The sequence below is a fragment of the Bacillus sp. z33 genome, assembly GCF_058313615.1.
On record NZ_JBZFQN010000004.1, the window covers coordinates 209840 to 223608 of the forward strand.

Here is a 13769-nt window from a genome sequence, read left to right on the forward strand (position 1 = left end):
TATGACAATTATTCCATAATACTTTCATAATGTATTGAAGATGAAATTTAACAGAAATCATTTTGCAATCAAATTTTATTACACTATATAAGTTATAAAGTATTATAGAAAATCCAATTTATATAAATGAACCAGGGAGGGGTCGTATGATGAATAATGAAAATAACTTGATAGAAAAGTCCTTATATAAGACCTTATTAATGAATGATAATGCGGCGAACCCGTTGCTTATAATAAGTGAAGAATTACTGGCAGAACAACAAAAAGAACTACCTGAGTTATCAATATTAAGATTTGCTCAGGGAGAGATTTATTTTCATCATAAAGATTACGAAGCTTCTATTTTTAAGTGGGAAAAAGTTAGTGATGATTTAAAACCATGGGCTAAAAAGAATATGGCGGATGCATATTTTGAATTGGCTATGTATTCTAATGCGGAAGAGCTTTATAAATCTATTGAAACAGAATCGATTATATTGAATACCGAGGTTGGATTACAGTTATTTGCACTTTACATAAAATTGAATAAAACAGAAATGGCTGACAGAACCATTAAAAAGGTTGTTAAATTAAATCCTGATGATTCTCAAGTGACAGAAATCGCACGTTCATTTTTTGAGAATCAACAAGATTGGTATAGCGCAGTTGAACTTGCAGTCAATGAATCTATCCGTACCGAGTCTTTAATTTGGTATGATGTCCTGAAGTCCTATATTAACCAGGGTGTAACGAAGAATATGGAACCCGGCTATTTTTATCAAGTTTTACACCAACTTTATTCCATTGACAGCACCCATTTCGAACAGCTAGCTGTATCTCTTTGGAACAGCTATAAGGGTGAGCCAGCTTATTTGTCCTGGGTTCAGGGATTCAATGATTTACTGCAGGATCTGGAATTTATTCATGCCGAACCATGGTCTGATTTATCCGCTTTATTTAAAGAGGGATATTTCGAATTAATTAATGGAGAAAAACCACTAAAATCTTTAAAAGGATTAGTGCCAAGTTTATTACGCAATTGGCTTCGTATTGCAGATAGGCACCATGCTCTTCTAGCTTCTTCTGCTGTATTGGCATGGAATGATAATTTCCCGGCTGCTATTGGACAAATGGATATTGATAAAGCTGAGAGAGTCTTAATGAAGGCTGAAAATAACCGGAATGGTCTGGAAGATAGTGTGCGTCTATTTGAAGAAATCGATCAATGGGCAGTTGAAAATAATCTTGCTGTGAGTGAAAGAGATAAATGGATAATTGATGAACTGTTAGATGTTCATGTACAGCATATTATGATTGCTGGAACAAGTGGAAGCGGTAAATCTGCTTTGATTCATTCTATTATAGGTGAGGAGCTATTTGACCAACCGACCTCTTCAGCTATCATGTATAAAAATGCAGAAGAAGAAAAGATTGTGGAAGTAACAAATTCTTCAATTAATCCACTTACACTGGAAGAATTAGAAGAAAAAGTGATGGATCGTAGCTTGATGAGCTCTGATTTAAGTATCATTGAGTATCAACTGCAGAGTAAATTTTTGAGTGATAACCAAATTGCAATTATTGATACTCCGGGATTCAGTATCGCGAATAATAAAATGCATGAGATACGTCGTTATTTGAATATGGCAGACAGTCTTTTGCTTGTATTGGATGTAAATGATCCGTTTACGAATAAAGAACGGGAAATCGTCATGAAGATTCATGAACAGGTACCTGATCTGCCAATTCACTTCTTATTGAATAAGATGGATCTTGTCCATAATGATCAGGAAGCCATTCGTATAGTAGATGAAGCATGGTCAAAAATTAACCCTTATTTGCCAAATGCAAAAATATTTGCCCATTCGGCCCATTACAGGGGCAATAGGCAGCTATCCGATTTTGCTGAGTTTATACAAATGAATTTGACAAGTAGGTTTACGGAAAACGTCCGAACGGCTAAACTGCTGCACTTTGTACGGGATACCATTTCTAACTTGTTGGATCAACGTTTGGAAAGGGAAGAAAGTTTAATAGAATCTATTCACTGGAATGAGGATCTTTTGGCTAAACTAAATGGTGCCAAAAATCAGATGGATGATTTGGAAAAAGAAAAGGCCGTATTGTTACGTAAATCATTTAAACAAAGAAAAGAAGTAATTCGTCTGGATGTGGAGGCAGCCGTGCCGAAAATTCTGCGTGCCAGCAAAGATTTACTTACGGAGGATAGTGATTTCCGTACAATTCATGTTGAATTAAATGAAAAAATGAATCTACGGATTCAAGAATATATAGATACAACTATTTTGCCTAAGTATTTTTACTCTCTAAAGGAATGGATTACAGAGGCTGAAGTAGAATTGAAGGAAAGCCAGGCTTATTTAACCGAGATGGCGGAAAGCTTTAATGCCATTTATCGTGAAGACCGTATGAGATTAGAGTGTGATTTTAGAGTATTGGATGATTGGCGCAGAGACGCAAACAGAATGACAAGCGGAGTACAAATGGAAACCATTAATATTCTACTTCGCCATACCCCACAGCAATTATTGTTGAAGGGTGCAGGAATGTTGTTTGGTTCGATTGCGAATAAAAGTGTTCTGTACAATAAGTATACAACTTTAATTGAAACACAGGATTACACAGAGGTCGCTCAATTGATTGCAGATAAATTCTTGTTGCAATTTGATATGTTTGAAAAATCGATTACTCGGGATGTAGCCATGTTCTTTGCAGATCCAAAAGAAGTGATGATTGGAGCCATTACTAATACGAATGAGCAAATTGCGGAGCACAACATTGTGCTTGAGAAAATGCGTTCTCAACCGGAATTATATCGCGATCCATTAAAGTTATACGAATTGCGCTTACGTCAGTACGAATGGATCTTGATTGGCCAAAAAGAAGTTCAAGCCATAACTAGATAAAAAAAAGGTGACTCAATGGTCTTAAGAAAAAGCCTTGAGTCACCTTTTTTTAAAATTCAGCTACTTTAAGTAGTACGCAGTTTATAAAATTTTATGAAATTCTTTACTATGACCTTCACAACAGAATAAGTAGGTATGGCAATAAGAATGCCAATAAATCCATATAGGGAACCTGCTACAAGGAGCAATAATATAACCGTTAAGGGATGAATATCCAGGCGCTTGCCCATAACTTGTGGTGTAACGAGATGCCCCTCAAGTTGTTGGACAATCCCAAAGACGATTAGGACTTTTAAGGCGGTAAACGGACTAATTAATAACCCTGATATTATCGCAGGGATGGTTCCGAGAAATGGACCAAGGAAAGGTACTACAGTCAGTAAGGTTGCAAAAACAGCCAGAATTAACGCATTATCAAGTCCAATGATAAGATAGCCAATATACATCAGGAAACCATCGACAATGGCGATAATAAATTGACCAACAATATAGGTGGATAAGGTTTTATCGACATCCATTAAGATACGATTGCCTTCTTCTTCTACATTAGAAGGAATACGTTTTAATAAAAAGGGTCTAAGTTTATGTCCATCCTTAAGAAAGTAAAATACAATAAAAGGAACAATCAAGAGAACAGTGATAATGCTGCTGACAGTTGAAAAAATAGTTATAGCATGATCGGATAATAGCTTTGGAAAAGAGTCTAAGTATTCTTTTGCATAGTGGAGAATTTTATCCACTGATACGTAGTTTGAGGTATTCTCACTTAACATATCCTTTGATTCTTCTACTTTTTCAGGTATTTTATGGATGAGCTCTTCACTCTGAGAAGCAATCTTCGGCCCTAGAAATTGGACCGCACTATAACCTATCCCGCCTATTACCAGATAGAGGAGAAGAATGCTGAGCGTGATGGGCATATATTTACTTAAAAATTGAACGACAGGTCTCAAGATATAATAGAGAAGCCCGGCTATCAGAATAGGAAAAAAGATTGTTATAATCAGTTTTTGAAAGGGCCACATAAAATAATCAATTTTTCCAAATAAGTAGATAATAATCAATATCAAAATTGTAGCAGTGGCATATTTATAAAAAGGTTTATTAATCCACATAAGAATCCCCCGAATCTATAATTTCGTTTGCTAGAACTATACCCATAAATGCGAAGAATATACTCTCAGGCAAGAAAAATAGATGGTAAGCAACCTTATAAAAAAACAGCGACTACACCAATTCAGGAATACAAGTCGCTGTTTGATATGGATATATATAATGGATGTGACATGTGGTGTGGCGAGAAAGATAAAATTACATATCTTCAATGATGAGCCCTAATTTAGTAAAAGCCTGATTAACACTGCTTTCTGTTTGAATACTTGAAAAATCAATTCCAAGCTGTACACTTGTTTGGGCAACCTCTGCCCGAATTCCTGTCATAATTACCTTTACACCGATGAGTTTAAGTGCTTTTATCATTTGAAAAAGGCGCTGGGCGACCATAGTATCAACGATATACACTCCAGATAAATCGATAATTAATGTTGAAATTTGAGTATCGGCACTTTGCTGAAGGGTACTTTCGTTAATAACCTGAGCTCTGGCTGAATCGATATTACCTACAATAGGCAACAAGCCGATGTTTTTGGTTAATTTAATCACAGGAGAACTTAATTCATTAATAAGATTAGATTGTGAGAGAATACGCTTTAGTAAAATGTTTATATAATGTTCTGTGTAGCTGTGAGTTAGCTGATCAATGGTCGAGTTAAGCCTCTCTTCCCAGTAAAAAATATCTTCAAAGCTAATTTTTATACTGGTATTTTCGATAAATTTTTTTACATATCCCCATACCACTCTTCTTAATAAACCAGCAGCATTAATAGAATCGCTTAAAGGAGTACAAGAATCAAGTCGTACATGTGCAACAGAGAGCGTGCGTTCTTTTACTATAAAATCCCGTTCTTCTTCTGATTGAAACAGGCTATCTGCAACTATATGTAAGTATTCTTTAAATTGTTTCTTTAATGCTGTGACTGTATGGATCGGCGCTTTAAGAGAATAATCAGCTTCATTAGATTTTGGCAATCGTGAATACCAGTCTTCAATTATTTTATCTGAATGAGTAATCAAATAATCATACAAAGCTTTCGATTTGTTTTCCATACTGACCTCTTTCCTTTACTGTCTATATTAAATATTTTGCTTGTAATAAAAGAAAAACACAATTGATTATTTCTCAATTATCAAAGTAAAATATGGATTATTTTTAATAAATAGATACTTTTTCCTTTTAAAGTTTAAATATACAAAAAATTCAAAATTAAATTGCGTATTTTCGCAGCCAACCTTATAATGTTATTCATAGACTTTTCTGAATAATTAAATAAAGGGGGCGTCATTTTGAAAAAGAGATTTTTTTTAACCATAATCATGTTATCTATTATGGCTGTCATTGCAGCTTGCGGAACGAAGGAAGAAAACGTGAGCGGCGAAGGTGACGCAAAGAAAACGTTAAGAGTAGTGACTGACGCGGCCTATTCACCATTTGAATTTCAAAAAAAAGGTGAAGTCGTTGGGTTTGATGTAGATATTGTTAATGCGATAGCGAAGGAAGCGGGTTTTATAGTAAAAATCGAGCATGTTGGCTGGGATCCGTTATTTGTCGAGATTAAAAGCAAGAGGGCGGCCTTTGGGATGTCAGCGATATCAATTAATGACGAACGGAAAAAAACATATGACTTCTCTTTGCCATATTTTTTATCCACTAATAAAATTCTTGTCCCCGAAGGAAGTGATATTAAATCTGCAGAGGATTTGAAAGGCAAGGAAATTGCCGTTCAAACTGGTACTACAGGTCAATTTGCAGTTGAAAAAGTAGTGGGCAAGAACCATAAAGATATTAAAAAATTTGAAACAACCGTATTGGCAATTATGGATATGAAAAAAGGCGGTGCGCAAGCCGTAGTAGCTGATAATGGTGTTGTCGAGGAATACGCTAAAAATAATCCTAAGGATGAGTTTGTTGTAGTGAAGGATGAACAAGCATTTGACAATGAGTACTATGGTTTAATGTTTCCAAAGGATAGTAAAGATAGAGCTTCCGTAGATAAAGCGTTAAAAGAAATTATCGAAAATGGAACATATACAACAATTTATAAAAAATGGTTTGGAATTGAACCGGATCTTGAGACGTTAAAAGCTCAGCAATCAAAATAAAGAAACCGTGAGAGGATTGCGTATCGCAGGGAAACTGTGCTACGCAATCTTTGTCTAGAGGGGGAACAGGTGTGGATTTTAGGTGGGATATTATTCAAATTTATGCTCCATTGTTAATGAAAGGAACGCTTTATACAATTGGGCTTTCAATAGCCGGAATTTTAATTGGATCAATTCTTGGTTTACTTATCGGTCTTGGCAGATTGACCAAAAGAAAATGGTTATCTATCCCCCTAAATTGTTATATAGCATTTTTTCGTGGAACACCCATATTTGTTCAACTCCTGTTAGTACACTTTGGAGTGGTACCAGCATTGACCGGCGAAACAAATGCCATATTTGCAACCATTCTCGCCTTGTCCCTAAATGCAGCTGCTTATATAGCTGAGATTTTCCGAGGGGGTATTCAATCGATTGATGCAGGACAAATGGAAGGAGCCAGGTCACTTGGAATGTCTCAGAGTCAGGCGATGAGATATGTTATTTTGCCGCAAGCGTTCAAACGCATTATTCCTCCTCTGGGGAACGAGTTTATTGTATTAATAAAGGAGTCTTCAATAGCCGCTGTTATCGCGGCACCGGAACTAACGTATTGGGGCAGAGCCATGGCGACTGAGTATTATCGGGTGTGGGAACCTTATTTAACATCTGCCTTTATTTATCTCATCCTTACGCTTTCTTTGAGCTTGCTATTAAATCGATTGGAAAGAAGGCTGGAGACAACATGATAGATGTGAGGAATTTGAAAAAAAGCTTTGGAAATCATGAGGTATTAAAAGACATATCGTTAAAGATTAAACCCCAGGAAGTCGTGGTAGTGATTGGTCCTTCAGGTTCGGGCAAATCTACCTTTCTTCGATGTTTAAATTTATTGGAGATCATATCGGATGGGCATGTCATCATCAATGGGAAGGATCTTGCCGATAAAAAAATAGATATTAATATGGTTCGAACCAAAACGGGGATGGTTTTTCAACATTTCAATTTGTTTCCCCATAAGACGGTCTTGGAAAATTTAATGCTGGCTCCTACCAAAGTAAAGAAGATTCCCGTTGAAGAAGTGCGTAAGCATTGTTTGGAGCTTCTCGAAAAGGTAGGGCTTTCAGATAAAGAAAATGCCTATCCGGATTCATTATCCGGTGGACAAAAACAAAGGGTAGCGATCGCACGTGCTTTGGCAATGGAGCCAGAAATTATGTTGTTTGATGAACCAACTTCAGCACTTGATCCTGAAATGGTTGGAGAGGTCCTGGAAGTCATGAAAGAACTGGCACGTGACGGAATGACAATGGTAGTTGTCACGCACGAAATGGGGTTTGCACGTGAAGTTGGAGATCGGGTTATTTTTATGGATGATGGATATATCGTTGAACAAAATGACCCAGCAAGCTTATTTGAAAATCCGCAACACAATCGGACAAAGCTATTTTTGAGTAAAGTTTTATAATGACAAAGGGACTGCAATTGCAGTCCCTGAATCGTTATACACCGGTCCGTTTACGTTGATTGTTTGGTTTTTTTGTCAATTGGCTTTGCAATTCTTTCGTTTTTTTGACAGGTCCGTTTACATGGCTGTTGGCTTGAGTTGATTGTTGCTTGGAAGCAAGTTTTTGTTTGATTGCCTCTTGAAGACTTAATTTTTTAGACATATTATAATAAACTCCTTAAATGGATTTCCTTAATAATATCCCCTATAAGCCGTAACATCAAGATTAGAACTCATCTGATTTTCTGCCTCTGGTTAATTTCTCGAATCCTTTTATCGATTCTGGGGTCTCCTTTTTATCACTGACATGATAAGGGTTTTGGCTTTGGTTAAACCCGGGCTGCAGGCTGCCATTAACCACACCCATTTGATTGCCCATTGGATCATTTATTATCGATTCCTGTTTCCCATCTGGATTTGGTTCGGGATTAACATGGACATTATCTCTGTTTCTCGGCAATTGACTCATTCCTTTTCTACTCAAGAATTATTTACTCTTAAGTTGCCTGAAATCTTTCTTTCTATACTTGGAGAATGATAAGAAGCGTTGCCATGAGCTTTTGTTTTAAAGCGTCATATAGTGAATATTACGTTCATTAATTGGTATAATATAGGAGATTAACAAAGTGTAAAAGGCAACCTCTTGAATTTGGTTGCCTTTTTGTTATCAATATAGTTCTGTATGTTTTTTTATTCTTTATCGTTATAATATTTATAGAAGTAAAGACAATGTTTCAGTTGGAGAGGTAGATAAATGGATATAATTAATAATTTTATGTGGCAATTGTTAATAATAATCAATCTTATATTTGCTATAACGATAACCTTTTTAGAAAGGCGTAATGTCAGTGCTTCGTGGGCTTGGTTAATGGTTCTAAGCTTTATTCCAATTGGAGGCTTTATTCTGTATATTGTATTGGGGCAGAATTTAAGTAAAAGGAAAATATTCACATGGGATAAACGTGGCTATGATTATTTGGAGAAACGGATCGCCAAACAAAAAGAAAACTTAAAAAATATGGAAGAGCCTTTTAATACTTCTATACCTCAGAGATATAAAGATTTGATTTTAATGAATATGAAAACGGATAATTCCGTGTACACCAATGATAATAATATTGAAATTTTTACGGATGGAAAAGATAAATTTAACGCACTATTTGATGATATTGCGAATGCCAAGTATCATATTCATGTACTATATTACATTATTCAAAACGATACATATGGTAACAGGCTGCTCGATGCTTTGATTGAAAAGGCTAAAGAAGGAGTAGAAATACGGCTGATTTATGATGATGCCGGTTCCAGGAGGATCTCAAAAAAACGAATTAAGAAATTAGAAGAAGCTGGTGGTCATGCAGAAGCATTCTTTCCTGGGAAATTACCACTTATCAATCTCAGAATTAACTTCCGAAACCATCGGAAGCTCGTCATCATTGACCGTAAAGTTGGATATCTTGGCGGATTCAATGTCGGTGAAGAATATCTGGGACTTAACCCGAAGTTTGGTTATTGGAGAGACACCCATTTACGAATTTGGGGTGATGCAGTAAATGATTTGCAGTCGCGCTTTCTACTGGATTGGGCGCAGGCTTCTGGAGATAAAATGGAATGGACAGAAGATTACTTCAGATACAGTCTCAAACATAATGAAAAGGGCGTTGGACTTCAAATTGTTACATCCGGACCTGATTCTGAGTGGGAACAAATTAAAACCAGTTATATTCGTATGATACTGGATGCAAAAGAGTATATTTATCTGCAGACACCATATTTCATACCAGATGACAGTGTGTTAGATGCAGTCAGAATCGCATCTATGTCCGGTGTCGATGTCAGAGTAATGATACCAAATAAGCCGGATCATTTATTTGTTTATTGGGCCACCTATTCTTATGTAGGAGAACTACTAAAGGCCGGTGCAAAAGTTTTTTTATATGAAAATGGATTCTTGCATGCTAAAACGATGGTGATAGATGATCGATTAGCGACGGTTGGAACAGCTAATATTGATGTGCGAAGTTTCCGGTTGAATTTTGAAGTAAACGCCATTATTTATCATGCAGAGACAGCGGTACGTTTAAAGGATACATTTGATGCTGATTTAAAGCACTGCCATGAATTGACATTAGAAATTTATAATAATCGATCGCTTTTCATTCGATTTAAAGAGTCATTATCCAGATTATTATCCCCTGTTTTATAAATAAGAGTAAATAAGTACTATTTTTAAAGACACTAGGACGAGTTAGTGTCTTTTTATTATGGTAATACAGTATAATATTGGTGTGTTCTTTAAATATTTCTAATAATAGTCCTGTAAATAGATAGTAGACATTGGGAACAGGGAAGAGGTACATGAATGACATTTAAGCAAAAAAATTTAGTTGGCTTTGGCACAATATTAGTAATCATTATTGCATTGATGGTTATAATTGACGCAAGATTGAGCAGCTCGAGAGAAGATTTACTTGAAATAGTGGATGATCGATATCAAAAGGTTAGTTATATTAATGATATTCAAAGAAATTTTGCAGAGTCGGAACGTACTCTTAATTTACTGGGGCAGGATTCCAGTACTCCGAGTAAAGAAGAGTTAAGCGAGGCCTCAGAAACAATCGATCAAAATCATATCTATATTGAGGACCGTTATAGAAAACTGGAAAGCATCGCGAATACGAAAAAAGGTGAAGCCTTATTGGCGGAGTTCCGTGCATCATATGAGAACTATACAAAGCTGGAAATTCAATTAATGACTGATATGCAAAAAGGGGTCACTAGCTATGAAGTGCTAAGGGCAGAGAAAGACAGAGCAAGTGATAATGTGCTTGGTGTAATTGCCGATTTTGTTGACTTCCAAGAAGATCTTATGGATGACGCACTGGTGCGTGCCGATGAAAAATATGAACAAATGCAGACGATTATTGTCAGTTCTTTAATCATTACAATTGTTCTGACGTTACTTTTGGCTTATTGGGTAATCATGAGTTCTACACGTGAATTAAACAGAATTACAAAAGTGATTACTAATGTAGATCTAAGTGATACGACCACTATGCCAAGAATTGAAGTAAAAGTAGAGGATGAAATTGGTCGAATCGCATCTGCTTTTAATAGGATGTCAGCATCACTAGAGACATTTAGTAGAAACGAAAAAGAATATACTCAGGAAATCATGAATCAAAGCTGGGTGCAAACACAAGTTGCCGAAGTTGCGGAAATGTATCAGGGAATCTTTAAGGTTGGGCAGCTTGCCGATGAATTTATAAATAAAATCACGCCAATCATGGGAGCGGAATTGGGAGCCTTTTATTTAAGAAATGAAAATGAAGATCACCAATTCTATAAAGTTGCCTCTTATGGTGATGGAGGGCGTGATGGATTTAGTCTTGGTGAAGGCGTAATCGGCCAGTCGGTCGCTAATAAAGAAGTTGTATTACTTGATGATGTCCCAGGAGATTACAAACTGATTAAAACTGGGCTGGGAGAAATAAAACCGAAGTCGATTGTGATTGCTCCGGTTTTATATGAACATAAGGTAATAGCTGTACTGGAGTTTGCGAGTATTAAAGGTTTTACTGATCTTGAGTTAAAAACAATTAACCATATGCTTGATAATCTAGGTATGGCTATAAACAGTGTACTTGGTCGGATGGAAGTAGAAAGACTGCTAAATGAATCACAGGCTATGACTGAAGAATTGCAGGTTCAGGCAGAAGAATTACAAACCCAATCTGAAGAACTTCAGATGCAATCAGAAGAATTGCGCATGATTAATGAACAATTGGAAGAACGTAATCTGGAAGCCGAGCAGAAATCAAGAGAACTTGAGATTTCTAAAGAGGAACTGGAGGTTAAAAATGAACAACTCCTTCAAAGTTCAAATTACAAATCTGAGTTTCTTGCGAATATGTCTCATGAATTAAGAACTCCTCTGAATAGTATTTTAATTTTATCTGAAATGCTTGCAGAAAAAGAGCCGGGTGAATATACAGAGGATGAAAAAGAATTTGCAAAAGTGATCCATACGTCTGGTAATGATTTAATGACACTTATTAATGATATTTTAGATTTATCTAAAATTGAGGCTGGGAAACTGGAAGTCTTCTTTAATGAGACCAATGTATATGAGATTATTGAAAGTTTAGAAAGGGTCTTTTCTCCTCAGGCAGAACAAAAAGGCCTGGAATTGGTTATTGAAAAAGAAAATGACCTGCCATCCATCTTCTATACGGATGAACAGAGAATGCAGCAGATCTTAAAGAATTTATTATCCAACGCTGTGAAGTTTACGGACAAAGGTTCAGTTACGGTCAAGCTGGAAAAAGTGAAAAACACTCGAGAGAAAGAACTGCTTGATGGTATTACGGAAACGGATTTCTGGATGAAAATTGTTGTAACCGATACTGGTCCTGGTATTGCAGTTGCTAAACAGCAAATTATTTTTGAGGCCTTCCGGCAAGCAGATGGAGCAACAGCCCGTAAATATGGGGGAACTGGATTAGGATTATCGATATGCCGCGAATTTACAAAATTACTAGGCGGATACGTGACCTTAGAAAGTGAAGAGGGCGTTGGAAGTGCGTTTACTGTGTACTTGCCGAATCTACCGAATGGAATGACTAATAGAAACAGTAAAGAGAATGCTGAAATTATTCATATGCCAATTGCAAATGATGTAATGGAGCAAATTGCTGTTCAAAAAGAAGTAGTGGATCCTCGGGAAGAAGAAATGGAAATACTGGATGTCTTTAAAGGGAAAAAGGTATTAATTACGGATGATGATCATCGTAATATATTTGCTCTCCAAAGAGCACTTGAAAGTAAAGGTGTTCAAATCATAGTTGCCGAGAATGGAAGAGAATGTCTTGATATCATTAAGGAACAAGGTGATTTGGACATGATTCTTATGGATATTATGATGCCTGAGCTTGATGGATATGATACGATGAGACATATACGTGCAAATCCTGAATTTACATCTATCCCTATCATTGCATTAACAGCTAAAGCAATGAAGGGAGATCGAGAAAAATGTTTGGAAGCTGGTGCAACAGACTACATCAGCAAACCAATTAATTTAGAACAGCTATATTCGGTAATGTCTGTTTGGTTAACGAAGTAAGGAGAAAGGAGCTGCTTATTGTTGGTGTATCCCTCATCTTTGGAGGAACGCGAGAATTTAGAAATTGACTTATTGCTAGAGGCAATCTACCGGATGACAGGGTACGATTTCCGTGAATATATGCGTTCTTCAATTGCTCGCCGCATAAAAAATCGACTTAATAAGGATCACCTGACTACTATTTCCGACCTTCTAGTAAGAGTGATTCATGAAGAAGGGTATGTAAATAATCTTCTGAGTGACTTTTCAATTAATGTTACTGACATGTTTAGAGATCCAGACTTCTTTTATGCTTTTCGTAAGAAGATTGTTCCCAGATTGAAGGATCTGCCAGAAATACGCATATGGCATGCGGGTTGTTCAACCGGTGAGGAAGTATATTCAATGGCGATCCTCTTGGAAGAAGAAGGACTGGCTCACAAAACAAAAATTTATGCGACTGATATGAATGAAAAAGTCATTGAAAAAGCCCGCCAAGGTGCATTTCCCCTAAAAAGAATGCAATCTTACACGAAAAATTATTTGCAGGCTGGTGGGGTGGATGCTTTTTCTAAATATTATAAGACGGACATGCAATATGCATATTTCCGACCTTCCTTATCGAGGAATATTGTTTTTGCACAGCATAACTTAGTGACGGATGGATCATTTAATGAATTCCATGTGATAATTTGCAGAAACGTCATTATTTATTTCACATTGGAGTTGCAGGCGAAAGTATTCCAGCTATTTGATGAGAGCTTAAGCCCTGGTGGCTTTTTGGGACTTGGTAACAAAGAATCCCTTAAGATTATGGAAATGGCTGATACGTATATGGAATTAGATATTAATCAGCGTCTTTATCGAAAAAAATTACATTCATAATAGGGTTTGAAAAATGAAAAGGAGACTCCAGTTCTGGACTGTGTCCCGAAAGTTGGTTTTATCATCTAACTTTTGGAATCAGCTCAGTTGGGTCTCCTTTTTATTTTACCCGGATAGGATGAATATTAGGGAGTAAGGAAAAAAGTAATCAGCTCACTAATAGCAA

Annotated in this window: 11 protein-coding genes; 7 read left to right on the forward strand and 4 right to left on the reverse strand. The window is 36.4% G+C overall.

The genetic code is table 11. The features are described from left to right. Positions 1-146: 146 nt before the first annotated feature. Positions 147-2906 carry a dynamin family protein gene (locus AC4G3L_RS15610; RefSeq protein ID WP_491077914.1) on the forward strand — a complete coding sequence of 920 codons (2760 nt, stop codon included), beginning with the start codon at positions 147-149 and terminating at the stop codon, positions 2904-2906. Between the two features lie 65 nt (positions 2907-2971). Here the strand turns inward: AC4G3L_RS15610 and AC4G3L_RS15615 are convergent, their stop codons facing one another. Together AC4G3L_RS15615 and AC4G3L_RS15620 are read right to left on the reverse strand one after the other, a co-directional pair. Beyond that, entirely contained in the window at positions 2972-4021 is a 1050-nt protein-coding gene (locus AC4G3L_RS15615; protein WP_491077915.1) for an AI-2E family transporter, read from the reverse strand. A gap of 196 nt (positions 4022-4217) precedes the next feature. Next, positions 4218-5072: an STAS domain-containing protein gene (locus AC4G3L_RS15620; protein ID WP_491077916.1), complete on the reverse strand. Its 855-nt coding sequence runs from the start codon at positions 5070-5072 to the stop codon at positions 4218-4220. 237 nt (positions 5073-5309) lie between these two features. Here AC4G3L_RS15620 and AC4G3L_RS15625 point away from each other — a divergent pair, with 237 nt between their 5' ends. From AC4G3L_RS15625 to AC4G3L_RS15635, 3 genes are all read left to right on the forward strand, one after another. Further along, positions 5310-6125, forward strand: a complete 816-nt coding sequence (locus AC4G3L_RS15625; RefSeq protein ID WP_491077917.1) for a basic amino acid ABC transporter substrate-binding protein — start codon at positions 5310-5312, stop codon at positions 6123-6125. Positions 6126-6196: 71 nt separating this feature from the next. Further along, the gene (locus AC4G3L_RS15630) at positions 6197-6853 is read left to right on the forward strand and encodes an amino acid ABC transporter permease (protein WP_491077918.1); all 657 of its coding nucleotides are present in this window, start codon (positions 6197-6199) and stop codon (positions 6851-6853) included. Further along, a complete protein-coding gene (locus tag AC4G3L_RS15635; RefSeq protein WP_491077919.1) occupies positions 6850-7572 on the forward strand; it encodes an amino acid ABC transporter ATP-binding protein in 723 nt (240 codons plus the stop codon). The genes AC4G3L_RS15630 and AC4G3L_RS15635 overlap by 4 nt, the downstream gene beginning before the upstream one ends. Before the next feature lie 34 nt (positions 7573-7606). On the opposite strand, the gene AC4G3L_RS15640 is transcribed toward AC4G3L_RS15635, so the two are convergent. Continuing rightward, a complete protein-coding gene (locus tag AC4G3L_RS15640) occupies positions 7607-7774 on the reverse strand; it encodes a hypothetical protein (RefSeq protein WP_491077920.1) in 168 nt (55 codons plus the stop codon). A gap of 63 nt (positions 7775-7837) precedes the next feature. Next, positions 7838-8095: a hypothetical protein gene (locus AC4G3L_RS15645; RefSeq protein WP_491077921.1), complete on the reverse strand. Its 258-nt coding sequence runs from the start codon at positions 8093-8095 to the stop codon at positions 7838-7840. A gap of 270 nt (positions 8096-8365) precedes the next feature. Between AC4G3L_RS15645 and cls the strand changes: the two genes are divergently transcribed. The 3 genes from cls (at position 8366) to AC4G3L_RS15660 (ending at position 13603) form a co-directional block, all read left to right on the forward strand. Then, the gene (gene cls, locus AC4G3L_RS15650; protein ID WP_491077922.1) at positions 8366-9820 is read left to right on the forward strand and encodes a cardiolipin synthase; all 1455 of its coding nucleotides are present in this window, start codon (positions 8366-8368) and stop codon (positions 9818-9820) included. Positions 9821-9976: 156 nt separating this feature from the next. Beyond that, positions 9977-12739 (forward strand): response regulator, encoded by a 2763-nt coding sequence (locus tag AC4G3L_RS15655; RefSeq protein WP_491077923.1) that lies wholly within the window; start codon positions 9977-9979, stop codon positions 12737-12739. A gap of 18 nt (positions 12740-12757) precedes the next feature. Continuing rightward, entirely contained in the window at positions 12758-13603 is an 846-nt protein-coding gene (locus AC4G3L_RS15660; RefSeq protein ID WP_491077924.1) for a CheR family methyltransferase, read from the forward strand. The last annotated feature ends 166 nt before the right edge of the window (positions 13604-13769 follow it).

Bases quoted from the DNA above. Each gene is read 5' to 3' on its own strand.
- AC4G3L_RS15610 (WP_491077914.1), top strand. From the start codon at position 147: ATGATGAATAATGAAAATAACTTGATAGAAAAGTCCTTATATAAGACC.
- AC4G3L_RS15615 (WP_491077915.1), bottom strand. From the start codon at position 4,021: ATGTGGATTAATAAACCTTTTTATAAATATGCCACTGCTACAATTTTG.
- AC4G3L_RS15620 (WP_491077916.1), bottom strand. From the start codon at position 5,072: ATGGAAAACAAATCGAAAGCTTTGTATGATTATTTGATTACTCATTCA.
- AC4G3L_RS15635 (WP_491077919.1), top strand. From the start codon at position 6,850: ATGATAGATGTGAGGAATTTGAAAAAAAGCTTTGGAAATCATGAGGTA.
- AC4G3L_RS15640 (WP_491077920.1), bottom strand. From the start codon at position 7,774: ATGTCTAAAAAATTAAGTCTTCAAGAGGCAATCAAACAAAAACTTGCT.
- cls (WP_491077922.1), top strand. From the start codon at position 8,366: ATGGATATAATTAATAATTTTATGTGGCAATTGTTAATAATAATCAAT.
- AC4G3L_RS15655 (WP_491077923.1), top strand. From the start codon at position 9,977: ATGACATTTAAGCAAAAAAATTTAGTTGGCTTTGGCACAATATTAGTA.